The 21,668-nt window shown below is 61.2% G+C and carries 22 protein-coding genes and 2 riboswitches; of the genes, 11 read left to right on the plus strand and 11 right to left on the minus strand.

Features of this window, described 5'->3' with window-relative positions; translation table 11 throughout:
• Positions 1 to 693: 693 nt before the first annotated feature.
• The 4 genes from cobM to BLT55_RS07050 are packed head-to-tail and all read right to left on the minus strand — an operon-like array spanning position 694 to position 2,842.
• Complete coding sequence (cobM, locus tag BLT55_RS07035) at positions 694 to 1,446, minus strand: precorrin-4 C(11)-methyltransferase (RefSeq protein WP_055001817.1); 753 nt, start codon at positions 1,444 to 1,446, stop codon at positions 694 to 696.
• A 35-nt stretch (positions 1,447 to 1,481) separates the two neighbouring features.
• The gene (locus tag BLT55_RS07040) at positions 1,482 to 1,931 is read right to left on the minus strand and encodes a cobalamin biosynthesis protein (protein WP_055001820.1); all 450 of its coding nucleotides are present in this window, start codon (positions 1,929 to 1,931) and stop codon (positions 1,482 to 1,484) included.
• Positions 1,909 to 2,646 (minus strand): CbtA family protein, encoded by a 738-nt coding sequence (locus BLT55_RS07045; protein ID WP_055001816.1) that lies wholly within the window; start codon positions 2,644 to 2,646, stop codon positions 1,909 to 1,911. The genes BLT55_RS07040 and BLT55_RS07045 overlap by 23 nt, the downstream gene beginning before the upstream one ends.
• 10 nt (positions 2,647 to 2,656) lie before the next feature.
• Positions 2,657 to 2,842: a CbtB domain-containing protein gene (locus tag BLT55_RS07050; protein WP_007249332.1), complete on the minus strand. Its 186-nt coding sequence runs from the start codon at positions 2,840 to 2,842 to the stop codon at positions 2,657 to 2,659.
• Between the two features lie 96 nt (positions 2,843 to 2,938).
• A riboswitch (cobalamin riboswitch) is annotated at positions 2,939 to 3,151 on the minus strand.
• Positions 3,152 to 3,209: 58 nt separating this feature from the next.
• Positions 3,210 to 3,432, plus strand: a riboswitch (cobalamin riboswitch).
• A 114-nt stretch (positions 3,433 to 3,546) separates the two neighbouring features.
• Between BLT55_RS07050 and cobW the strand changes: the two genes are divergently transcribed.
• The 4 genes from cobW to BLT55_RS07070 are packed head-to-tail and all read left to right on the plus strand — an operon-like array spanning position 3,547 to position 10,072.
• Positions 3,547 to 4,611, plus strand: a complete 1,065-nt coding sequence (cobW, locus tag BLT55_RS07055; RefSeq protein ID WP_055001819.1) for a cobalamin biosynthesis protein CobW — start codon at positions 3,547 to 3,549, stop codon at positions 4,609 to 4,611.
• Positions 4,612 to 4,614: 3 nt separating this feature from the next.
• Entirely contained in the window at positions 4,615 to 8,379 is a 3,765-nt protein-coding gene (gene cobN / locus BLT55_RS07060; RefSeq protein ID WP_055001815.1) for a cobaltochelatase subunit CobN, read from the plus strand.
• On the plus strand, positions 8,379 to 9,407 hold the full coding sequence (locus BLT55_RS07065) for a magnesium chelatase ATPase subunit I (protein ID WP_055001814.1): 1,029 nt from the start codon (positions 8,379 to 8,381) through the stop codon (positions 9,405 to 9,407). Before cobN ends, BLT55_RS07065 begins: the two co-directional genes overlap by 1 nt.
• Positions 9,408 to 9,460: 53 nt before the next feature.
• Positions 9,461 to 10,072 carry a vWA domain-containing protein gene (locus BLT55_RS07070; RefSeq protein WP_055001818.1) on the plus strand — a complete coding sequence of 204 codons (612 nt, stop codon included), beginning with the start codon at positions 9,461 to 9,463 and terminating at the stop codon, positions 10,070 to 10,072.
• A 473-nt stretch (positions 10,073 to 10,545) separates the two neighbouring features.
• On the opposite strand, the gene BLT55_RS07080 is transcribed toward BLT55_RS07070, so the two are convergent.
• Positions 10,546 to 10,812 (minus strand): hypothetical protein, encoded by a 267-nt coding sequence (locus BLT55_RS07080; protein WP_007249337.1) that lies wholly within the window; start codon positions 10,810 to 10,812, stop codon positions 10,546 to 10,548.
• Between the two features lie 329 nt (positions 10,813 to 11,141).
• Between BLT55_RS07080 and BLT55_RS07085 the strand changes: the two genes are divergently transcribed.
• A complete protein-coding gene (locus tag BLT55_RS07085; protein ID WP_055002128.1) occupies positions 11,142 to 12,467 on the plus strand; it encodes a sigma-54-dependent transcriptional regulator in 1,326 nt (441 codons plus the stop codon).
• Here the strand turns inward: BLT55_RS07085 and BLT55_RS07090 are convergent.
• Together BLT55_RS07090 and pnuC are read right to left on the minus strand one after the other, a co-directional pair.
• Entirely contained in the window at positions 12,411 to 12,989 is a 579-nt protein-coding gene (locus BLT55_RS07090; protein ID WP_055002127.1) for an AAA family ATPase, read from the minus strand. The two genes, BLT55_RS07085 and BLT55_RS07090, sit on opposite strands and share 57 nt — an antisense overlap.
• On the minus strand, positions 12,986 to 13,549 hold the full coding sequence (gene pnuC, locus BLT55_RS07095) for a nicotinamide riboside transporter PnuC (protein WP_007249340.1): 564 nt from the start codon (positions 13,547 to 13,549) through the stop codon (positions 12,986 to 12,988). Before pnuC ends, BLT55_RS07090 begins: the two co-directional genes overlap by 4 nt.
• A gap of 248 nt (positions 13,550 to 13,797) precedes the next feature.
• Here pnuC and BLT55_RS07100 point away from each other — a divergent pair, with 248 nt between their 5' ends.
• Both BLT55_RS07100 and BLT55_RS07105 read left to right on the plus strand, forming a co-directional pair.
• A complete protein-coding gene (locus BLT55_RS07100; RefSeq protein ID WP_055002126.1) occupies positions 13,798 to 14,628 on the plus strand; it encodes an undecaprenyl-diphosphate phosphatase in 831 nt (276 codons plus the stop codon).
• Positions 14,625 to 15,113, plus strand: coding sequence for a DUF1294 domain-containing protein (locus tag BLT55_RS07105; protein WP_055002125.1), 489 nt, complete (start codon positions 14,625 to 14,627; stop codon positions 15,111 to 15,113). Before BLT55_RS07100 ends, BLT55_RS07105 begins: the two co-directional genes overlap by 4 nt.
• Here BLT55_RS07105 and BLT55_RS07110 read toward each other — a convergent pair.
• The gene (locus tag BLT55_RS07110) at positions 15,070 to 15,426 is read right to left on the minus strand and encodes an MmcQ/YjbR family DNA-binding protein (protein ID WP_055002124.1); all 357 of its coding nucleotides are present in this window, start codon (positions 15,424 to 15,426) and stop codon (positions 15,070 to 15,072) included. The two genes, BLT55_RS07105 and BLT55_RS07110, sit on opposite strands and share 44 nt — an antisense overlap.
• 141 nt (positions 15,427 to 15,567) lie before the next feature.
• Here BLT55_RS07110 and pcaD point away from each other — a divergent pair, with 141 nt between their 5' ends.
• The 4 genes from pcaD (at position 15,568) to BLT55_RS07130 (ending at position 19,637) form a co-directional block, all read left to right on the plus strand.
• Entirely contained in the window at positions 15,568 to 16,359 is a 792-nt protein-coding gene (pcaD, locus tag BLT55_RS07115) for a 3-oxoadipate enol-lactonase (RefSeq protein WP_055002123.1), read from the plus strand.
• Between the two features lie 78 nt (positions 16,360 to 16,437).
• Entirely contained in the window at positions 16,438 to 17,397 is a 960-nt protein-coding gene (locus BLT55_RS07120; protein ID WP_055002122.1) for a LysR family transcriptional regulator, read from the plus strand.
• 74 nt (positions 17,398 to 17,471) lie between these two features.
• Positions 17,472 to 18,077 carry an FMN-dependent NADH-azoreductase gene (locus tag BLT55_RS07125; protein WP_007249346.1) on the plus strand — a complete coding sequence of 202 codons (606 nt, stop codon included), beginning with the start codon at positions 17,472 to 17,474 and terminating at the stop codon, positions 18,075 to 18,077.
• 540 nt (positions 18,078 to 18,617) lie between these two features.
• Positions 18,618 to 19,637, plus strand: coding sequence for an alpha/beta hydrolase family protein (locus BLT55_RS07130; protein ID WP_055002120.1), 1,020 nt, complete (start codon positions 18,618 to 18,620; stop codon positions 19,635 to 19,637).
• 7 nt (positions 19,638 to 19,644) lie between these two features.
• On the opposite strand, the gene BLT55_RS07135 is transcribed toward BLT55_RS07130, so the two are convergent.
• Genes BLT55_RS07135 through BLT55_RS07145 form a run of 3 tightly spaced genes read right to left on the minus strand, consistent with a single transcriptional unit; the run spans position 19,645 to position 21,666 of the window.
• Positions 19,645 to 20,298 (minus strand): glycosyltransferase family 2 protein, encoded by a 654-nt coding sequence (locus tag BLT55_RS07135; RefSeq protein ID WP_055002119.1) that lies wholly within the window; start codon positions 20,296 to 20,298, stop codon positions 19,645 to 19,647.
• Complete coding sequence (locus BLT55_RS07140; RefSeq protein WP_055002118.1) at positions 20,267 to 20,896, minus strand: class I SAM-dependent DNA methyltransferase; 630 nt, start codon at positions 20,894 to 20,896, stop codon at positions 20,267 to 20,269. Before BLT55_RS07140 ends, BLT55_RS07135 begins: the two co-directional genes overlap by 32 nt.
• Positions 20,893 to 21,666 carry a PIG-L deacetylase family protein gene (locus BLT55_RS07145; protein ID WP_055002117.1) on the minus strand — a complete coding sequence of 258 codons (774 nt, stop codon included), beginning with the start codon at positions 21,664 to 21,666 and terminating at the stop codon, positions 20,893 to 20,895. The genes BLT55_RS07140 and BLT55_RS07145 overlap by 4 nt, the downstream gene beginning before the upstream one ends.
• Positions 21,667 to 21,668 lie beyond the last annotated feature (2 nt).

A 21,668-nucleotide genomic window follows, 5' to 3' on the forward strand; every position in this document is an offset into this window, starting at 1 on the left:
AACCAATGGTACTGAGCACCTGTGGGAGCGGACTTGTCCGCGAAGAGGCCGGTACAGTCCCGAAACCAGCGCATTGCCTCTCGTTCCCACGCTCTGCCATAAAGCAGTTCTGCGAGGTCAGTGATGGTTGTTTACGACTCAAGGCACCTTCTCGCCCCTCGGCGAGTGACTTTGAAGGATCAAAGTAACCAATGGTGCTGAGCACCTGTGGGAGCGGACTTGTCCGCGAAGAGGCCGGTACAGTCCCGAAAAACAGCGCATTGCCTCTCGTTCCCACGCTCTGCCATAAAGCAGTTCTGCGACGTCAGTGATGGTTGTTTACGACTCAAGGCACCTTTTCACCCCTCGGCGAGTTACTTTGATGGGGCCAAAGTAACCAAACCCCTTGGCTCCGTTTCCGGCCCGACTTCGTCGGGTTCCTTCGTCCTGACACTGATCCGGGGCCCGCCGCAACGGGCCATCCATGGCCCGAATGCGGCTAACTCGGCATCCACGCCGAGTTTCTCCCGGATCAGCGTCAGGACTCAGCCGTCACTTACGTCGCAATCTGCGTCGTCAGTGCCAGCGCGATAAAAACGCGCTTTCTTTTATGTGCAGTGACTGAGGGGAAGGCATGACACGATCGGACGCAGTGCGTCCAGAAATGCATCGCCACACGGAGCGTAGCGACGATAATCATGCGCGTGGAGGCGCTTACTGAATTGGTCTGAACAGGTGTGCATGCCCGGCCCGATACAGCGAGGACTCACTGAACGTGTCGGCGGCCAGCACGCGGCCGACGAGGATCAGTGCGGTGCGTCGGAAACCTTTGGCCTGCACTTTTTCCCCGATATCTTCCAGCGTACCGATGACCCAGTCCTGATCCGGCCAGCTGGCACGATGCACCACCGCAATCGGGCAGTCGGCGCCGTAATGCGGGGTCAACTCCTCGACAATTCTGTGCAGGTTATTCACGCCCAGATGAATCGCCATGGTCGCCTTATGGCTGGCCAGACTAGCCAGCTCCTCACCACTCGGCATCGACGTCTTGCCGGCATAGCGGGTCAGAATCACGCTCTGGGAAACGTCCGGCAGCGTCAGTTCAACGCCCAGTAACGCAGCACAGGCGGCAGTCGCCGTCACTCCCGGAATGATTTCGTAAGGTATGTTCAGTTCACGCAAATGACGAATCTGCTCGCCGATGGCACCATACAGGCTCGGGTCGCCTGAATGTACCCGAGCGACGTCCTGACCCTGCGCATCTGCCGCCTTGATCAAGTCAATGATCTGCTCCAGATGCAGTTCGGCACTGTTGGTCACCTGGATCGCCTGATTGCCTTCCAGCACGGCCAGTGGCACCAGTGAGCCGGCATAAATGATCACCGGACAGCTGCGGATCAGACGCTGGCCCTTGACGGTGATCAATTCGGGATCGCCGGGGCCTGCGCCGATGAAATAGACGGTCAAAGAATTCTCCGGAAATGAATGCGCGAGGGCTGCAATTATCCGCCTGTAACCGGGCAGGTTGCCAAGGCAAATGTCACCTGCGCGCTTTTTTGCCGTTCGATCACCAGTCGCGCCGTGCCATCGCCCAATTGCGCGGCCAGTGCCAGTGCCGAACCTTCGGCAACACCATGACAACCCGTCGTCTGAAAGACCTGAGCGGAGCGGTGCGTCAGATGCAGCTCCCACGCCACCAGTTGCGCTGCGTTGAAAAACACCAGCGGTACTGACAGTTGCGCGGCCAGTTCGATGAGGCCCGGCTCCTGATCCTTCAAGTCGATCGATGCCAGCGCGCTGATGCTGTCGATCTCCAGATCAATCGCGTGAAGATTGTTCTCGATCAACTCGCGTAAGGTCGCCGCCGAACAGCCGCGCCGACAGCCCAGCCCGACCACCAGCGGCGCGCCGGGTTGAACGGCCGGTGGATCAGGCCTGATGCTGGTCGGCATCATGTGCGTGTGCAGTGTTCAACTGAGCATCGCCTCTGCGGAACAGCCAGGCGCTGATCAGGCCCATCGCAACCCAGAACAGTGCGTTGGTCAGCAGCGAAGCGACCATGAACTGCGATTCCAGCGACTCAGGTGCAAGGCTTTCATGAACCAGCGGTTGCGGCGCGCCAATCACGTGTGGCACGACCATAATCGCCAGCCCCAGTGCTTTCAGCAGGCGGTTCTGACCAAACACCAGCAAGGCCAGCCCGACCGCTGTAGATGCGGCAGTGCCGATCCACCATGCCTGACGCTGACTCAACTCCGCAGCAGCGGTACCCGGCAGTTCTGGCGGCAGACCCAGGGTCGGTGCCAGCACGAACACGGCAAAACCGGCCAGTCCCCACCACGCGCCCTGCGCAGTGCGGTCCGGTGAGCGCAGGGTGTAAAGCCCGGCCAGCATCAGCGCAAAACCGACGGCGACCACCAGATTGCCACCGGTGGTGGACAGCACGCGCTGCCAGCCGTCTTCGGGCTCCCAAGCCGCTTCGTCATGCGCATGGCTGTGTTCAGCCACGGCACCCTCGGCATGCTCGTGCAACTGTTCGGCTGAAGCATTTTCATAGGTTTCAGCCTGCTGGATCAGCGGGACGACCCACAGGCTTTGCAGCAGTGTCAGCAGCAGGGCTGCAAGCAGGCCGGTGAAACCGGCTGTCTGGGCGATTCGCTTGAACATTGTATTGTCCTCAATGGCAAGGGAATGCGGCGCTGTGACGGGTGTCGTGTGCCGCATTGTGCACGGCGGCAATGTGCGAGAACCCGGCGAAATAGACCAGACACGCACCCAGCACGGCGGCGCTGATCGCGGCGGTCAGTCGTTGGGTCTGGGTGGCGCTGGTGACGGCCGTCTGGCTGCTGCTGATGGTGGACATGGCGTTCCCTCTTGAGTAGTGGCAAGTGGGCCATGCGCACGCGAACCCACTGACGAACGTCAGAGGTTTCGACTGCGCCCGCCCACCGCGGGTGTGTCATTGAAAAAATATCGGGCCGGTCTCCGGGCTCGCGAGGGGCTTGAACAGTGGTGTGTTCAGGCCTGCAAGGTCACCTTCCCATGCCGTGGCACAGTGGATCAGACCTTCTCTCGCTTACCGTTGCGGGGGCAGCACCGGACTTGCTCAAAGCTTGAGCGCACCGGTTTCCCGTTTCACCCCGTGAGGGGCACCCGAAATCAGGCGCACAGGAGAGCATGGGCGACTGGGCATCGTCAATCTGAACGATTGACCTGTCTGCGGTCACTGCGTAGCCTTGCCGGCTCGAGGTTCTCCATTCGTAAAACGTTACATATGGAGCTAAGACGGGAATGCGGTACATGCCGCAGCTGCCCCCGCAACTGTAAACGGTCATGTTCATTGCACAGCCACTGCTGCGGCGGGAAGGCGCGATGAATGTGTGTCGGCGAGGTGTTCAACGCCCGCCACACGCTGCCGTGAGCCAGGAGACCTGCCTCGAACCGGGCTGACTGAAAAGCCTGCGAATTCCCACTACAACCGGGCGGGGTGATCCGGTGGCGATCCGAACCCTGTGCCTGCACGCGGTTCCCGTCCTGTTTGCCCGCCGCATTGCCAAAGGGCACCTGATGAAAACACTGGCCAAGCTTCCCGTTACCATCGTCACCGGCTTTCTCGGCTCGGGCAAGACCACGCTGCTGCGGCACATGCTCGACAACGCCGAAGGGCGGCGCATCGCGGTGATCGTCAACGAATTCGGCGAGTTGGGCATCGACGGTGAAATCCTCAAGCAATGCACCATCGGCTGCACCGAAGAAGAAGCCAGCGGCCGCGTGTACGAACTGGCCAACGGCTGCCTGTGCTGCACCGTACAGGAAGAGTTCTTTCCGGTGATGCGTGAACTGGTCGCCCGTCGTGGCGATCTGGACCACATCCTGATCGAAACCTCGGGGCTGGCCCTGCCCAAGCCGCTGGTGCAAGCCTTCCAGTGGCCGGAAATCCGCAACGCCTGCACCGTCGACGCCGTCATCACCGTGGTCGACAGCCCGGCCGTATTGGCCGGTACTTTCGCTGCGTTCCCGGATCAGGTCGATGCACAGCGCAAACTGGACCCTAATCTGGACCATGAATCGCCGCTGCACGAGCTGTTTGCCGATCAACTGGCCAGCGCCGATCTGGTGATCCTCAACAAAGCCGACATGATCGACGCTGAGGGGCTGGCCGCAGTGCGTGCCGAAGTGGCCGAAGAGTTGCCGCCAGCCGTCAAAGTGGTCGAAGCCAGCAGCGGCCGCTTGCCGATCAGCGTCCTGCTGGGCGTTGGTGCCGAATCCGAGCTGCACATCGACGCCCGCAAGACTCATCACGATCATCATGAAGGCGACGATGCTGATGACCATGATCACGACGCGTTCGATTCGATTTCCCTGACACTGCCTCAGGCCGATGAAAAAGTGCTGCTCGATGCGCTGAATCAATTAGTCGTGCAACACGGCATTCTGCGCGTGAAAGGCTTTGCTGCGATTCCGGGCAAACCGATGCGCCTGCTGATTCAAGGCGTGGGCACGCGTTTCGACAAGCATTTTGACCGCGCCTGGCGTGCCGATGAAGTGCGTGCCACGCATCTGGTGCTGATTGGCCAGGAGTTGGACGCCGTGGCACTGCAAACTCAGCTCAACGCTGCGATTGCCGGCTGACCCATGCATTTACTGAGAACCCAGCCCGGCGGTTTTGTACCGGACGATAACATCGCCGACCTGGGACAGACGCCCGCCGAGCTGGTGATTCTCTGCAGTGGCGATTCGAGCCTGGCGCTGCTGGCCGAAGCTGCTCAGCAGCTGCCCGAGGATTACCCCAGCCTGCGTCTGGCCAACCCGATGCAGGTGCAGAATCACGCCTCGGTCGATCTGTATGTCGATGAGGTGCTGCGCCATGCCAAAGTCATTCTGATTTCCCTGCACGGCGGCATTGGCTACTGGCGCTACGGCGTCGAGCGCTTGATGGAGCTGGCCGCGCGTGGCGTACAGGTCATTCTGGTGCCGGGTGATGACCGCCCGGACCCGGAGCTGAGTGACCTGAGCACTGTGCCGGCCACCGAGCGCGACCGGCTCTGGCAATTCCTGCGTCAGGGCGGTTTGCAGAACGCACTGGATTTGTATCGCTGCATGGCCAGTCAGTGGCTGGGCCGTGATTATCCGTGGGCCGAACCCCGGCCGTTGCCGCGCACCGCGGTTTATCACCCGCAACGAGCCACGGCCAGCTTGCCGGATTGGCAGGCCGACTGGCACGCGGAACAGCCGGTGGTCGCGCTGCTGTTCTATCGCTCGCACCTGCAGGCCGCCAACACCGGTTTCATCGACGAATTCTGTACTCGCTTACAGGCGCAGGGCATCAACCCGCTGCCCATCGCAGTCGCCAGTCTCAAGGAGCCCGCCTGCTTTGTTCAGGTGGAAAACTGGCTGGATGAAGCCGATGCCGAGCTGATCCTCAACACCACCGGTTTCGCCCAGTCGAGCCCGGAAGCGCCGCATTTGCGGCCGTTTCGGCGCAATGTGCCGGTGATTCAGGCGATCTGTGCCCAAGACAACGAACCCGCGTGGGAGGCCAGCGAGCAGGGCCTCGGCGCGCGTGATCTGGCGATGCACATTGCCTTGCCGGAACTGGACGGGCGGATTATCAGCCGACCGATCAGCTTCAAGGATCTGGCCTGGCGTAGCGAACGCAGCCAGTCGGACGTGGTGTGCTACCGCGCCCAGCCGGACCGCATGGATTTCGTCGCGCAGCTGGCGCGGCGCTGGATCGAACTGGCGCGGCTGCCCAATGCCGACAAACGTGTGGCACTGATTCTCGCCAATTACCCGACCCGCGATGGGCGGATCGGCAATGGGGTCGGCCTGGATACGCCCGCTGCGGCGCTGAATATCCTGCGTGCCATGCAGGCCGAGGGTTATCCGCTGGCGCAGTTGCCGGACAGCGGCACCGAGCTGATCCAGCAATTGCTGGGTGGCGTGACCAACGACCTGGATAGCATTGACCAGCGACCCTGCCAACAAAGCATGGCGCTGGATGAATACCTGGCGGCGTTCCACGAACTGCCGCAGAGCAACCGTGATGCGGTGACTGCCCGCTGGGGTGCGCCGGATGCCGATCCGATGTTTCGCGGTGGCCGGATGATGATCGCTGGCCTGCGCTTCGGCCTGACCTTCGTCGGCATTCAGCCGGCGCGGGGTTATCAGGTCGATCCGAGCGCGGTCTACCACGACCCGGATTTGGTGCCGCCGCATGGCTATCTGGCGTTCTACTTCTGGTTGCGCAAGGCCTATGGCGCGCATGCCGTGGTGCATGTCGGCAAGCACGGCAATCTGGAATGGCTGCCGGGCAAGGGTGTCGGGCTGTCGCGAACCTGCTGGCCGGACGCTGTGCTGGGCGCGATGCCCAATATCTACCCGTTCATCGTCAATGACCCGGGCGAGGGCGCCCAGGCCAAGCGCCGTACGCAGGCGGTGATCATCGACCACCTGATGCCACCGCTGACCCGTGCCGAAACCTATGGCCCGTTGCGTGATCTGGAACTGCTGGCCGACGAATTCTACGAAGCGCAGTTGCTCGATCCGCGTCGTGCCCGCGAACTGCAACGCGACATTCTCGAGCTGGTCCGCGAAACCCGCATTGATCGCGAACTGGCGCTGGACGTGTCTACTGACAGCGATGCCGATGCGGCGGTCTGGCTGCCGCGTCTGGACACGTACCTGTGTGACTTGAAGGAATCGCAGATTCGCGACGGCCTGCACATTTTCGGTCAGTCACCGGAAGGTCGTCTGCGCACCGACACACTGCTGGCCCTGCTGCGCATCCCGCGTGGCGACGGGCGCGGGGCGCAGTCGAGTCTGTTACGTGCCCTGAGCAAAGCCTTCCAGCTAAGTTTCGACCCGCTGGACTGCGAACTGGCCGAACCCTGGACCGGCGAACGTCCGGCTGCGTTGCTGGCGGTCAGCACCGACCCGTGGCGCAGCGCCGGGGATGCTCGCGAACGGCTTGAGCTTTATGCGGCCGCGCTTATCGAGCGCGTGATGCGCGGTGAAGACCTGCATGACGTGCCGGCACATGATGACCTGTCGCTGATTCTCGACAGCCTGCGCGAAGTCGTCGCACCACGGCTGGATGCCTGCGGCCCCGGCGAAATGCAGGGCCTGCTCGATGCGTTGAGCGGCCGCTTCGTTCCGGCCGGGCCCAGTGGCGCGCCAAGCCGTGGGCGTCTGGACGTGCTGCCGACCGGGCGTAATTTCTTCAGCGTGGACGTGCGCAACCTGCCGACCACCACGGCCTGGCGCATCGGTTTTCAGTCGGCCAACCTGCTGCTGGAACGCCACCTTCAGGATCACGGCGACCATTTGCGCCAGTTGGGCCTGTCCGTCTGGGGTACGGCGACCATGCGCACCGGTGGCGATGATATCGCTCAGGCCATGGCCTTGATGGGCGTGCGTCCGGTCTGGGCGACCGGCAGCCAGCGGGTCGATGATTTCGAGATTCTGCCGGTCAGCCTGCTGGACCGTCCGCGCGTGGACGTCACCTTGCGGGTGTCCGGCTTCTTCCGCGATGCGTTCGCCAACCTGATCAAACTGTTCGACGCCGCTGTACAAGCGGTGGCTGCGCTCGACGAGCCGGATGACTTGAACCCGCTGGCGGCCAGAGTGCGTGAAGAGCGGCAAGCTTTCGTGGACGAAGGTTTGAGCGAGGAGGAGGCTGCACGGCAGGCCGGCTGGCGAATTTTCGGTGCCAAGCCCGGTGCCTACGGGGCGGGTGTGCAAGGCGCGATTGATGGTCGCCTGTGGCAAAGCCGCGAGGATCTTGCCGAGGTCTACCTGAATTGGGGCGGCTACGCTTACGGCGCAGCCGACGAAGGCACCCCGGCCCGGCAACGCTTTGCCCAGCGCCTGTCCCAGGTGCAGGCTGTCCTGCAAAATCAGGACAACCGTGAGCACGACCTGCTCGATTCGAACGATTATTATCAGTTTCAGGGCGGCATGCTCGCGGCGTCGGAAAGCCTCAGCGGGCAGAAGACCGCCAGCTACCATGGCGATCATAGCCAGCCGGACCTGCCGAAGATTCGTACCCTCAAGGAAGAATTGAACCGGGTGATCCGCTCGCGTGCGGCGAACCCGAAATGGATCGAAGGGGTCAAGCGCCATGGCTACAAAGGCGCGTTCGAAATGGCCGCGACCGTGGATTTCCTGTTTGCCTTCGACGCCACCACCGAACTGATCGATGATCATCAATACGCGCTGCTGGCCGACGCGTATCTGCTCGACCCGGCGACCCGCGATTTTATCGCGCAACACAACCCCGACGCCCTGCGTGACATGACCGAGCGCATGCTCGAAGCTCAGCAGCGCGGGCTCTGGCAGGAACCCGGCGAGTATCAGCAAGCGCTGGAAGACCTGTTGTTGGACATAGAAGAGAACTGATGACCTTGCCTGACTCAAGCCCGAGCGACACTCCACATTTTCCGCTGGCTGCGGTGGTCGGTGCCGATGACCTGAAGCTGGCCCTGTGCCTGACCGCCATCGATCCGCGCATTGGCGGCGTCCTGATCGAGGGGCCCCGCGGCATGGCCAAGTCGACCCTGGCGCGCGGCCTGGCTGATCTGCTGGCCAGCGGTCAGTTCGTCACCTTGCCGTTGGGGGCCACCGAAGAGCGGTTGGTCGGCACGCTCGATCTGGATGCCGCACTGGCCGAGGGCCGAGCGCGTTTCTCGCCGGGCGTGCTGGCCAAGGCTGACGGTGGCGTGCTGTACGTCGATGAAGTCAACCTGCTCGCCGATCATCTGGTTGATCTGTTGCTGGACGTTGCCGCCAGCGGCGTCAATCAGGTCGAGCGCGATGGCATTTCCCATCGCCACGCTGCGCGCTTCGTGCTGATTGGCACCATGAACCCGGAAGAAGGCGAATTGCGCCCGCAGTTGCTGGATCGTTTTGGCTTGAACGTGGCGCTGAGCGGTCAGACCCAACCGGCCGAGCGCAGCCTGATCATCCGTCGGCGTCTGGATTTCGATGCCGATCCAGTGGTTTTTTGCCAGCACTGGCAGGCGCAGCAGGACGACCTGAAGCTTCGTTGTGAACAGGCGCGTCTGCTGCTGCCAGGCATCGAGCTGGATGATCATTCCTTGGCCGAGATCACCGAACGCTGTTTCGCGGCGGGGGTCGACGGCATGCGCGCCGATCTGGTCTGGTTGCGGGCTGCTCGTGCGCATGCCGCGTGGCGTGGTGCGGGCCAGATCGAAGAGCAAGACATTGAAGCGGTGGCCGAATTCGCTTTGCGCCACCGCCGTCGCGAACCCACTCCGCCGCCACACAATCAAGACGCACCGCCGCCTGATTCGTCTCCCAGGCCAGACAAACCAGAGGGCGGGCAGGGCAGTTGGGGCGAGTTGCCAGCTCAGGCGGTGATTACCGGTTCTCGTCGCGAAGTGCCGAGTTGGCCAAAAAAGCCTTAGGCATCCGCCCTCGCGCTGCAAAGGGGGCGGATGCCATTCCCCGTCCCGGTCGACTGGCCGCCGGTAGACAAGGTGCCGTTCGCGCAGGTGCCGACGGCCCGGTGCGATGGCTACCGACGCTGCTGAAGGGGCGCCCGAAAAGTCGCAAGGATCTGGTGCGTCAGCCGCGCAGTGCTCGCCCGAGTGAATTGTTGCTGGTGATCGTCGATGCCTCGGCCTCAACGCGTCGTCACCAAGCGCTGAGCCAAGCCAAAGGCCTGCTTTCGCAAGTATTCGATGATGCCTATCGGCGCCGCGCGCGGCTGGCTCTGCTGACCGCGAGTGGCACTGCACCGCGCTGGCAGCATCAGGGCCTCAAGGCGTCAACAGCACTCACTCCATGGCTGGATGGACTGGGCGCGGGGGGTGGCACACCGCTGTCCGCCGCGCTTGAACAAGCCATGACCTGGCTGGCACAACGTCAAAAACGCCACCCCTCGGAACAGCATCGCGTACTGGTACTGACCGACGGCAGAATCAAGCAACTGCCAGCGCTGCCGACATTCGCCTGCGCCACCCTGCTGATCGACATCGAAAAAGGCCCGGTCCGATTGGGAAGAGCAAAAGAACTGGCATCAACCCTCGGCGCCGAATATCGGCACATCGACGAGCTGAAGCGGGTCTGAGCGGCTGATTCGTATGCGTGCCAAGGCTTCGGCACGATAGCCAATGCAATCAAACCGCTTTTGATGTGCTTTTCAACCACAATGGCACTGACGACGCAAATTGCGACGTAAGTGACGGCTGAGTCTTGACGCTGATCCGGGGGATGCGAGGCAGGACGCCGAGCAAGCCGCATCCGGGCCAAGGATGGCCCGTTGCGGCGGCCCCCGGATCAGTGTCAGGGCGAAGGAACCCGACGAAGTCGGGCCGGAAACGGAGCCGGGATTTTGGTTACTTTGATCCTTCAAAGTCACTCGCCGAGGGGCGAAAAAGTGCCTTGAGCCTTAAACAAATATCCCTGACATCGCGGAACCGCTGAGTGACGCGGAGCGTCGGCACGATAGTCAAAGCAAGCAAAGCGCCTCATGCCCAGAAACCTGAAAGCTCCGCTTCCAGACTCCCATGGGCCTGCGAGTAAGCCTCGCACAAAGCGTGATCAGGCCGGCATAGTCCAAGGCATCAAGTCATACCCTTCATTACTGATTTCCGCACGGGCCTGTTCCAGAACGCTGGCCAACTGCTGCTTGTCCGAATAAGTACTGCTCGGAATCTGCTTGCGGCCAATACGGTTACTGGTGCGATCGATCACCGTCAGGCTCAACTCGCCGTTACCGTCCTGTGGTGCCCAGGCAACACACTGGAAAGGTTCAAAAGCGTGTCCAGCGATCAGAAGTGCATCGTTGAAGCGCAGTGGGGCGTTCATGGTCGTTTCCTCAAGTGCCCGTATCAATTCAGTCACGTCGGTGCGCTGACCGTCCGGCTGGTTACTTGTATTGATGAGCGACAAGGGGACCTGAGTCACACGCTTAACCGGAAAAATCCTGAAATTTTTTTCACCCGCCCCCGGCGCGTGCAAGGCCGGGTCGGCCAGACAGGCGCGCGCTACATAATCACATTTGGTTATGACGATTAGATCCAAACGGTACAAGGGAGCGTCAAATATTTGCTAACGTAATATTCGGGCTCGCCAACATGCTGTTTATAAAACATTTTTAAAAATCCCCATTCGACGCCGGGCGCCAAGGAACCTATATGCATGAAACGGCCCCCGCGCGACGTCTGCTGATGATCGATCCAGACGAGGCGTGCCAGCACCTGATCCCGATCCTGCAAGCTGCCGGATGGACGGTCGAGAGCAGCACACTGGATACTGACCCTGTCGATGACTATGACGTCGGCTTGATCCACTTGAAAGCCACACATTTCGAACACCTCGACACACTTGAAAAACGGATCACCCGTGAGGCTACCCGCTGGGTCGCGCTGCTAACCGCCAACGACCTGCGACGCGAGCGAATCGGTGATTTTGTCTGCCAATGGTTTTTCGATTTTCAAACCGTGCCGCTCGATGCAGAGCGCATGCAGGCTACTCTGGACAAAGCGTTCGACAGTGCACTGTCAAACACGCAAAACAGGGGGCTTGCACCTCAGGGCGAACCGGAAATGCTCGGCGACAGCCGGCTGACGCGGGAACTGCGGCGTCTGTTGAGCAAGCTGGCACCCACTGAGTCGCCGGTGCTGATCCGTGGCGAGCGCGGCACCGGCAAGGCATTGATCGCACGGAGCCTGCATGCCCAGTCCCGGCGTCGTGACAAACCGTTCGTCACGGTCGATTGTGCTGCCATTGCCGAACATCTGATCCACGCCGAGTTGTTTGGCCATGAAGCGGGTGCTGTCGAGGGCCTGTCGGAGCGCAGGATCGGGCGTATCGCGGCGGCGGATGGCGGCACATTACTGCTTGAAAACATCGGTGATCTGCCGTTGGAAACCCAGGCGGATCTGTTGCGCTTTCTGGAGGACGGGCAGCTTCAGCGACTTGGCAGCAACGAGCCGGTCAGTGTGGACGTCCGGGTGCTGGCTGCCACCGAGGCAGACCTCGAAACGGCCATTCGTAAAAAGCGTTTTCGAGAGGATTTGTATTATCGGCTCAACGTGTTGCAGGTGGGCACTGCGCCACTGCGCGAACGGCATGGCGATCTGGCGCTGCTGGCCAATCATTTTGCTCATATCTACAGCCAGGAAAGTGGCCGACGGGCACGCAGTTTCAGTCAGGACGCGCTCATAGCCCTTGGCAAGCACGACTGGCCGGGCAATGTCAGTGAACTGGCCAATCGGGTGCGAAGAGGGCTGGTGCTGGCGGAAGGCAGGCAGATCGAAGCGGTCAATCTGGGGTTGCCGGGCGACGATGACGTGGCTGGCAGCATGAGCACTCTGGAGGAGTACAAATCCCGTGCCGAACGTCAGGCGTTGTGTGATGTGCTGACGCGTCACAGCGACAACCTGAGCATGGCCGCCAAGGTGCTAGGGATTTCGCGACCGACCTTCTACCGTTTGTTGCACAAGCATCAGATCCGCTGACGGACCCAGCAGATTGGACACGGCCGCCATCGCTTGCTCGCGGCGCTGCTGCCAGTCACCGTCGAGCACTTGGTAGGCTTGCCGGTGACTGTCGAGCCATGCGCGGCTGGCGTCGAAAAACGCCTGCCGCTCGCCCAGCGCCGGCTGGCAACGTTGACCGTCGCTGATCCAGTCCACACCCTGTGGCGACAGCAGCAGGTGCAGGTCGTAGGACCTGCCCAGCAGTTGCTGTTCGATCCATGCAGGGCAATCGCCGAACAGGGTCCGGCTCCAGAGCATGTTGCTCAGCAGGTGGGTGTCGAGAATCAGCAACTGCGGAGCGCTTGCCCGTGCAGCGTCCTCCCAGGCCAATTGGCCCTGAGCGATGGCCGGGATGTCGCTGTAACGTGTATCGCGGCCCTGCCGGTCGATGAACTCGCGAACGTATTCACCGACCATGACCCCGCCGAAGCGCCGCTGTATCTCAGCCGATAGCCAGCTCTTGCCACTCGACTCGGGGCCGGTCAGGACCAGAACCTTCATCGCGCCAGCACCAGATCATTGCGCCATTCGCGCCAGCCCTGAACCGCCAGCAGGGTGAACAGTGCATAAAGAGCGGCTGTCAGGTACAGGCCTTTGTAGATGAACAGGCCGACAAAAATCACATCCAGAACAATCCACAACGGCCAGCACTGCACGCGTTTCTGCGCCATCCACACCTGTGCCACCAGGCTGAAGCCGGTCAGGGCGGCGTCGAGCCAGGGTTGTGCGGCATCCGTGAAGTGCGCCATGCCCGCGCCCAGGCCCAGGCTGATCAGCACGCCGACCGTCAGCCCCTTGAGTATCGAATAGCGGTTCAGCACGCTGACGGCCCTGACGGGCAGGCCATGGCCATGCCGGGTCCATTGCAGCCAGCCGTAGACTTGCAAACCGGCATAGATCACCTGCAGCAGCATGTCCGAATACAACTTCACGTCGAAGAAAATCCAGATGTAGATCACCACCATCACCAGGCCGATTGGCCAACACCAGGGGTTCTGCTTCACTGTCAGCCATACTGCGATCACACCGATGGCTGCGGCGAAGAGTTCAAGCCCGGACATGGCGGCACCTTGGTTGGGGGAGTGGTTGCAGGGGCGGCGATTGTAATCGCTTCCGTGCCCGGCGGGGAGCCTGCGTGGCGACGAGCATTACGCCAGCAGGCGTTGTGCGTAAAGGTCTGCTAGCATTCCGCGCCTCGCGTCTGCGCAGGTTCAAGCTTCGTTCAGGTTTGTCAGGGCATAGTGGCAACCATTTTTTACACAATAACGTTAAACGGCGAGCCTGCGGCGTCGCTTCATGGGGGAAAGTGATGGATCTTTGGACCGCTGCTCAGGCGTTGATACTGGGTATTGTTGAAGGGCTGACGGAATTCCTGCCGATCTCCAGCACTGGGCACCAGATCATTGTTGCCGACCTGATCGGTTTTGGTGGCGAGCGCGCCATGGCCTTCAACATCATCATCCAGCTGGGGGCGATTCTGGCGGTGGTCTGGGAATTTCGGCGCAAGATTCTGGATGTGGTCGTCGGCTTGCCCAAACAGCAACAGGCTCAGCGTTTTACCCTTAACTTGTTGATCGCGTTCATGCCGGCGGTGGTGCTCGGGGTGATCTTTGCCGACCTGATCCATCATTACCTGTTCAACGCCATCACGGTGGCCACGGCACTGGTTATCGGCGGTGTGATCATGCTCTGGGCCGAACGCCGCGAGCACGCGGTACGCACTGAAACCGTCGATGACATGACGTGGACCGATGCGCTGAAAATCGGGCTGGTGCAGTGCCTGGCGATGGTTCCCGGTACGTCCCGTTCCGGCTCTACCATCATTGGGGGCCTGCTGTTTGGCTTGTCGCGCAAGGCCGCCACGGAGTTTTCGTTCTTCCTCGCCATGCCGACCATGGTCGGCGCTGCCGTCTACTCGGGTTACAAGTACCGAGACATGTTTCGTCCGGACGACTTCGCGGTCTTCGCGATCGGTTTCATCACCTCGTTCATTTTCGCCATGATCGCGGTGCGCGGGCTGCTCAAGTTCATCGCCACTCACAGCTATGCAGTGTTTGCCTGGTATCGCATCGCCTTCGGCCTGCTGATTCTGGCGACCTGGCAGTTTGGCTGGATCGACTGGGCGTCGGCCAAGGCATGACCACTGCCCGGCCACCCCAGAGGCCCGCCAGCCGGGGGCGTGCGCCTGTCCGGCACTTGCCCCTGAAGCTGGCGCTGTTCGTGCTGTTGTGCGCGTTGCCGGTGTACGGCTCGGTGTCGCTGTGGGTCCGGCAGGGCATGCTGATTCCGGGGTGTGCCTTGCTCGGAATGAGCCTGCTGGCGTTCGTGCTGTATCGGCACGACAAGCGCCAGGCCGGAAACGGCGGTCAGCGCACCCCGGAAAATGTTCTGCACACCCTCGAATTACTGGGCTGCTGGCCGGGTGCGCTGTTGGCGCAACAGCTGTTTCGTCACAAGACCCGGAAGGTGTCGTTTCAGGTCGCGTTCTGGCTGATCGTGCTGGTGCATCAGGCGTTGTGGATCGACTGGCTGTTTCTCGGCAAGCGGCTCTGGCAGATGCTGCCGTTGCCGCTTCAGAGCCTTATAACATCAGCGCAATCTGCTGGCGCTTTGGCAATTTGCTGACCACCAGTTGATGAGAGCGGGTCACCAGATCCCTGATTTCCGGTCCGCTCAACGCCTCCAGTTTCGTCACGCTGATCCAGTGCGCACTGGCCAGATAGGGCGCAGGGCGTATGCCGGGCCGGTCGACGTAGCCCAGAAACAAATCCGCAGCGACCTTGAACGCCAGCTTCCCGCCGGCCAGGTCCATGACTGCAAACATCTTCTTCTCTGCAACCGAAAACACCCGCACACCGCCCCATTTGTAGTCTTCCCGCGCACCCGGCAGGCTGAGGCAGAATCGGGCGATGTCTTCTTTGCCCATCGGCTTTGGCATGCGCAAGCTCCTTTATGTGGTATCGATAAGGTGATCTCGAACGGCAAGCTGTTCGATAGCCGCACGGATATTCGATCAGCGGATTGTATGCGGCGGTGACACTCATTAGTGTGCAGGTTTGCCCTTTCTATGGAGCCTGCTATGCCTGCCGCGCAACTCGCTGATGGTGAACTGAATTATCTGCTGGAAGGTCAGCCCGGCGCACCGGTGCTGGTGTTGTCCAACTCGCTGGGCACCGACCTGCACATGTGGGACAACCAGATTGCAGCGTTTACCCGGCATTTCCAGGTAGTGCGTTACGACACGCGCGGGCATGGTAAATCGCTGGTCAGCGAAGGCAGCTACAGCATCGAGCAGAACGGCCGTGACGTCCTGGCATTGCTGGACGCGCTGCAGATCGAAAAGGCTTCCTTCTGCGGGCTGTCCATGGGCGGTCTGATCGGACAGTGGCTGGCGATCAACGCGCCGCAGCGCCTGCAACGGGTGGTGCTGTGCAACACCGCTGCTAAGATCGGCAATCCTGATATCTGGAACCCGCGCATCGAAACCGTGCTGCGTGACGGGCAGGCGGCCATGGTCGCGCTGCGTGATGCCTCCATCTCGCGCTGGTTCACCCCGGCATTCGCGGTACAGCAACCGGCAGTTGTGGACCGTATTGTCAGCATGCTGGCGCATACTTCACCGCAAGGGTACGCGGCCAATTGTGCTGCCGTACGCGACGCCGATTTTCGTGCGCAACTGGCGGGCATCAAGCTGCCGACGCTGGTGGTCTGCGGCACCGAGGACGCGGTCACCACACCGGCAGACGGGCGTTTCATGGTGGAGCGCATTCAAGGCGCACAGAGTGTCGAGTTGCCGGCCGCGCATTTGTCCAGTGTCGAAGCAGGGCAGTCATTCACTGCGCCGGTACTGGCCTTTCTGACTGCCGATTAACCGGTCCGCTTCTCGCACCGTGTCTTGAGAGGCTTGTGCTAGCGCTGCATACTCGCTGCTCCAGAAACGAGGTGACCGGTGTTTGATCTCAATGATCTGTATTATTTCGTTCAGGTGGTCGAGTGTCGGGGCTTCGCGCCGGCCAGCCGCAAGCTGAGTGTTCCGAAATCCAAGCTCAGTCGGCGCATTGCCGGGCTGGAAGAGCGGCTTGGCGTCACGCTGATTCACCGCTCGACCCGCAAATTCGCCGTGACCGAAAGCGGACGCGACTATTACGCCCATTGCGTAGCGATGCTGGTCGAGGCCGAAGCTGCCGAAGAAGCCATTCAGCGTTCCAAATCCGAACCTCAGGGCAAGGTCGTGGTGAGCTGTCCGCCGGCCATGGCGGCCATGGGCATCAACGAGGCAATTGCCGGTTTCATGGCCGCGCACCCCAAGGTGCAGGTGCATATCGAGAGTAGCAATCGGCGAGTCGATCCGCTGACCGAGAACATCGATATCGCCTTGCGCGTGCGTTTTCCGCCGCTGGAAGATGACGGCCTGGTGGTGAAGACGCTCGGGCACAGTGCGCAACGGCTTGTTGCCCACCCTGATCTGGCTGCACTGCTCCCGACGAATCCTTCGTTTGACGATCTGGCCCGGTTACCGAGTCTGGATGTGCCTTCTTCCACCCCGGAACATCGCTGGCTGCTGGAGAACGGACCGGGGCATTATGTCGAAGTACGGCACGCACCGCGTCTGGTCAGCTCGGATCTGGACGGCATACTGCAAGCCGCTCTGCAGGGTGTCGGCGTCGCCCAGTTGCCGGAAATTCTGGTCAGGGAAGCCTTGCAGCAGGGCCGCATGGTGGAGTTGTTCGATGCGCACCGCCCCAAGTGCGGGTTCCTGCACGCGGTGTTTGTTTCGCGCCGCGGCCTGCTGCCTGCCGTCAGAGGCCTGCTGGACGCGTTCGAGAACTCGTTCAAGGAACTGACGCACAATCCTGAGTCTCTGTATTGTTCCTTACATAGAACGAACAGTCGCATTCAAGGCGACTAATCATTCATTACGATCACAGATAGGATGCTCCTTACTTGATCGCCCCTCGGCGATATTCACTTGGGAAGCCCGTTATGAACCTTTTGCACCTTGATTCCAGCATCCTCGGCGACCATTCTGCTTCGCGTCAGCTGACCCGTGATGTCGTCCAGGCCTACCAGAGCGCGCACGCTGACGCTCAGGTGACGTACCGCGATCTGGCCAGCGATGCGCTGGGTCATTTCTCTGCCGCCAGCCTTGCCGCAGCCGGTACGCCGGTAGAAGCCCGCGATGCCGCCCAGCAGCACGAAGTGGAAGCCAACGAAGCGACACTGCAACAATTTCTCGATTCCGACGTCGTGGTGATCGGCGCGCCGATGTACAACTTCACGGTGCCATCCCAGTTGAAGGCGTGGATCGACCGCATTGCCGTTGCCGGTCGCACGTTCCGCTACTCCGAAGCCGGTCCTGAAGGTCTGTGCGGCGGCAAGAAGATCATCATCGTGTCCACTTCCGGTGGCCTGCACCAAGGCCTGCCGAGTGGCGCGGGTCATGAAGAGCTGCTCAAGGCGTTGTTCGCGTTCATCGGCGTGACCGACCTGCAATTCGTGCGTGCGCACGGCCTGGCCTACGGTGAAGAGCCTCGTGCTAGTGCCATGACGGCCGCGCAGCAGCAGATCAAGGACCTGTTCGCCGCCTGATCATCAGCACAAACCTGGTACGAACTCCACCGCCTGCGCATTGATTTGCGTCGCGCCGTGGAGTTTTTTTCTATGTGGCAAAACTGCTTGTAACCTTGACAGCTTCCTTACAGGCAAGCAGGCGGATTGAGGATTAAGCTGATCCTCCTGACGCCTGTTTTCGGCGTTTTTGTCGAATAGTTCGCATGTGCGAAAAAGAGTGGGCCGATGCTGGCTCGACTTGTGCACTATTTCAGTTTCAAAGACTCTCATTTTTAGGATCTGTACGAAAAGTGGCTGCGCTCGGTGATGCTGCGTTAAAAACAGGCTCGGAATGCTCATTTACAACACGTAGAGTCGAACGCGACTCCGACCGTTCCTCGCCTGTTTTTGCCTTGCCTGACCTTCGCTCGCCGACTTTTCGTACAGAACCTAGTAACACATAAAATAAGAGCGGCGCGCTGGAGCACGATGCTCGACACAAGCGCATGAATGGACTGTCCGGACACGCTGCCGGAATGACAAAGGTTGGGCCTTGCCACGGTACGTCTTTGTGCAGTTATGCTGGTTTGCCTGCTCGACAGCATGATTTCGGTGCACGCTCAGGCTGCTGATGCCTGGAGCGCGGGTTATCACGAATTGACTTTTCCCGATCCGCTTGACTCGCAGCCGATGCAGGCGATTGCCTTCTATCCTTCGACGGGCAGTGAGCAGTCCAGCATTATTCAGGGCTATCGTGTCGAGGCGGGCGAGGATGCACCGATTGCCATGGGCCGCTTTCCGCTGCTGCTGTTATCCCATGGCAACACGGGTACGCCGCTGGCACTGCACGATCTGGCGACTTCGCTGGCACGGCAGGGTTTCGTGGTGGTCGCGGTGGTCCATCCCGGCGACAATGATCGCGATCACAGCCGCCTGGGCAGTCTGAGCAACCTCTATGGACGTCCGTTGCAGATATCCGAGGCCATCAGCTCAGCCTTGCTCGATCCGATGCTTTCGCCTTACCTCAATGCGCGCCAGGTGGGTGTGATCGGCTATTCGGCTGGTGGCGAAACCGCATTGATCCTCGCTGGCGCGCGCCCGGATCTGAAGCGCCTGCGCCAGTATTGTCTGGAGCGGCCGGGTGATCGGGATGCCTGCAAGACTCAGGGCGAGCTGGTAGCCGATCGTGACGATTTGCACGCACAGGCGGACCCGCGGGTGGGCGCATTGATGCTCATGGCCCCGTTAAGTCTGATGTTCGGTCGCCATACGCTGGGCGACGTGCATGTGCCGGTGTTGATGTATGCCGGTGATGATGATCAATTGCTGGCCATCGACCGTAACGCCGAGGCGCTGGCGCGCAAGCTGCCGCAGGCACCGGATTACAGGTTGTTGGCGGGGGCGGGGCACTTCGTGTTCATGGCACCGTGCAGCGACGAGCAACGTGCGACTGCGCCGCTGCTGTGCAATGACCCTGACGGGGTTGATCGAGAAGACATCCATCGCACCTTGAGCGCTGAAGCAGTGCGCTTCTTTACCACGGCGCTCAGTGCCGCTGACCCGGATCGCTCCGGCATGCAGACCGCGCACCATCAGTAATGGCTGTTCAGCCGTTCAGCGAGCGCAGGTAATCGCCAAACCCGCCTCTGGCTTTAGAGTCGAGGCGGGTGCTGGTGGTGACTCTGGGGCGGCAACTCCAGGCGATCCGCGCGCCAATCAATTCCAGTTGCTGAACCAGATGCACATCCTCGTGACAGGCCAGCGCTGGGAAACCGCCGGCGCTGACATAGGCAATCGAACTCACCCCCAGATTGGCACCGTGTATGTGCCGATGGCCGTCGCGATGCTGGTAGTGGCTGAGGTAGGCGGCCTGCGCAGCGGCAGAAATGTCCTTGTTCCAGTCGCCGGGCATGACGGTTCCGCACACGGCGTCGGCATCCAGGGCAAGCTGCTCGCTCAACCAGTCGCTGGCCACGCTGCTGTCGCCATCGGTGCAGGCCAGCCAGCGTGCACCCCTGTCGAGCAGAAACGCAGCCCCTTCGGCACGCGCCTGGCCTACGTTGCGCGCCGTCACTTCCAGAATCATCACCCCGTGAGCACGAGCGATCTCTGCCGAGCTGTCTGTGCAGCTGTCGAGCACCACCAGCACCTCCACCGTTTCCCCGTTGAGGTCCGGGTGGGCAGCGGCTTGCAGCACAGTGGTCAGGCAGGCGCCCAGCAACTGCTCTTCATTGTGCGCCGGAATCAGAATGCCGATCATTCGAGAACTCCTGTTCTGCGACAGAGGTAGCATCACGACTCCACAGGTCCAGCAGGAAGTCCTGTTCGTGATGACTGAAAAGCCGGTGCATGGACAGCCTTTCAGCAAGTGTGTCGTGAACGCGCTGTGCGTTCAGCGGACAGCCTTCGATGTCGGGCCGCCAGTGGCAGGCGAGCAGTTGGCCGTCAGGCGTCAAGGCGTCAAGCGCGCAGTCGATCAGGCGGTTCAGATCCTCAAGGTCCAGGTAATAGCCCAGTTCGCTGAACACGATCAGGTCGAACTGTCCCGCTGGCCATTGTTGCGGCAGACGAGCTTGCAACACCCGGACGTTGGGCAGGTCAGCCAGACGCTGGCGCGCCAGCTCCACGGCCAGGGTCGAAGTGTCGCAGCACAGCAGGGTATCGCAGCGTGCGGCAAGGTCAGCGCTGAGTTCGCCATTGGCGCAGCCCGGCTCCAGAATCGCCCGGTAGTGCTCACGGGGCAGGGCGGCCAGGGTCAAGGCGCGCTTGCGGCGTTCGTACCAGCGCTTTTTGAATGCCCACGGATCGCTGTCATTACTGAAAAGACTGTCGAAGTAGCTGTCGGCAACGCTGCTCATGTGAACACCACTTCGAACGGCTGCATCAGCCGTTCCAGAACGCTGGCAGGCAGCACCGGAGACAGCCCGACAGCCGGATCGCCTTGCAGCTGGCTGGTGAACGCCTGGGCGGCATGACGCTTGCGGGCGAGTGTCATCGGGTCAAGCAACAACTTGCGCGCCCGCTCCCAGGGCAGGCGCGGGTCTTCCGGATCTGCCCAGTGCCAGGCCCAGATCGGCACCTCATGTAATTGCGCGCCGGTGGTGGCACATGCACTGGCACTGGCCCTGCCAACTGCTTCGTGGTCACCATGGCCATCGCCTGACCAGGTCGCGAACACCACATCCGTCGGCCCAAGGTGCTGTTCAAGAAATTCGACCAGACGCTCTTCCTCTACTGCAACCTCGCCATCCTGAAAGCCGCCACGCACCCACTCCAGGCGTTCGAGGGGAATGTCGAGACGTTGCAAGGCCTCAGCGCTTTCCTGAGGGCGAATGGCAGACAGACGCTCGATAGACCAAAGTGCCGAACCCGGATGGCTGGAGGTGCCGTCGGTGATTGAAATCAGCAGAAGATGGCGCTCCAGTTGCGCGAGCTGACTCATCAGCCCGCCACAGCCCAATACTTCATCATCCGGGTGCGGCGCGATGATCACCGCCCTGCAATTGGGCGGTACCAGCAGGTCGGCGGTGATTGCCGGCAAGCCGCGCAATTTGCTGGAGGCATTCCAGGCGGCCAGTGGCGTGCCTTGGCCGGCTTCATCTTCGCTTACCAGAAAATCTTCACTCATGA

Source organism: Pseudomonas cannabina, from assembly GCF_900100365.1.
Classification (GTDB): domain Bacteria; phylum Pseudomonadota; class Gammaproteobacteria; order Pseudomonadales; family Pseudomonadaceae; genus Aquipseudomonas; species Aquipseudomonas cannabina.

What these genes read in the sequence shown, in the direction of transcription:
- BLT55_RS07135 (WP_055002119.1), bottom strand. Translation starts at nt 20,298, where the DNA reads ATGATCGGCATTCTGATTCCGGCGCACAATGAAGAGCAGTTGCTGGGC.
- BLT55_RS07050 (WP_007249332.1), bottom strand. Translation starts at nt 2,842, where the DNA reads ATGTCCACCATCAGCAGCAGCCAGACGGCCGTCACCAGCGCCACCCAG.
- BLT55_RS07130 (WP_055002120.1), top strand. Translation starts at nt 18,618, where the DNA reads ATGCTGGTTTGCCTGCTCGACAGCATGATTTCGGTGCACGCTCAGGCT.
- BLT55_RS07125 (WP_007249346.1), top strand. Translation starts at nt 17,472, where the DNA reads ATGAACCTTTTGCACCTTGATTCCAGCATCCTCGGCGACCATTCTGCT.
- BLT55_RS07110 (WP_055002124.1), bottom strand. Translation starts at nt 15,426, where the DNA reads ATGCCAAAGCCGATGGGCAAAGAAGACATCGCCCGATTCTGCCTCAGC.
- BLT55_RS07040 (WP_055001820.1), bottom strand. Translation starts at nt 1,931, where the DNA reads ATGCCGACCAGCATCAGGCCTGATCCACCGGCCGTTCAACCCGGCGCG.
- BLT55_RS07145 (WP_055002117.1), bottom strand. Translation starts at nt 21,666, where the DNA reads ATGAGTGAAGATTTTCTGGTAAGCGAAGATGAAGCCGGCCAAGGCACG.
- BLT55_RS07065 (WP_055001814.1), top strand. Translation starts at nt 8,379, where the DNA reads ATGACCTTGCCTGACTCAAGCCCGAGCGACACTCCACATTTTCCGCTG.
- pcaD (WP_055002123.1), top strand. Translation starts at nt 15,568, where the DNA reads ATGCCTGCCGCGCAACTCGCTGATGGTGAACTGAATTATCTGCTGGAA.
- BLT55_RS07080 (WP_007249337.1), bottom strand. Translation starts at nt 10,812, where the DNA reads ATGAACGCCCCACTGCGCTTCAACGATGCACTTCTGATCGCTGGACAC.
- cobW (WP_055001819.1), top strand. Translation starts at nt 3,547, where the DNA reads ATGAAAACACTGGCCAAGCTTCCCGTTACCATCGTCACCGGCTTTCTC.
- BLT55_RS07105 (WP_055002125.1), top strand. Translation starts at nt 14,625, where the DNA reads ATGACCACTGCCCGGCCACCCCAGAGGCCCGCCAGCCGGGGGCGTGCG.
- BLT55_RS07085 (WP_055002128.1), top strand. Translation starts at nt 11,142, where the DNA reads ATGCATGAAACGGCCCCCGCGCGACGTCTGCTGATGATCGATCCAGAC.
- BLT55_RS07090 (WP_055002127.1), bottom strand. Translation starts at nt 12,989, where the DNA reads ATGAAGGTTCTGGTCCTGACCGGCCCCGAGTCGAGTGGCAAGAGCTGG.
- pnuC (WP_007249340.1), bottom strand. Translation starts at nt 13,549, where the DNA reads ATGTCCGGGCTTGAACTCTTCGCCGCAGCCATCGGTGTGATCGCAGTA.
- BLT55_RS07045 (WP_055001816.1), bottom strand. Translation starts at nt 2,646, where the DNA reads ATGTTCAAGCGAATCGCCCAGACAGCCGGTTTCACCGGCCTGCTTGCA.
- BLT55_RS07100 (WP_055002126.1), top strand. Translation starts at nt 13,798, where the DNA reads ATGGATCTTTGGACCGCTGCTCAGGCGTTGATACTGGGTATTGTTGAA.
- BLT55_RS07140 (WP_055002118.1), bottom strand. Translation starts at nt 20,896, where the DNA reads ATGAGCAGCGTTGCCGACAGCTACTTCGACAGTCTTTTCAGTAATGAC.
- cobN (WP_055001815.1), top strand. Translation starts at nt 4,615, where the DNA reads ATGCATTTACTGAGAACCCAGCCCGGCGGTTTTGTACCGGACGATAAC.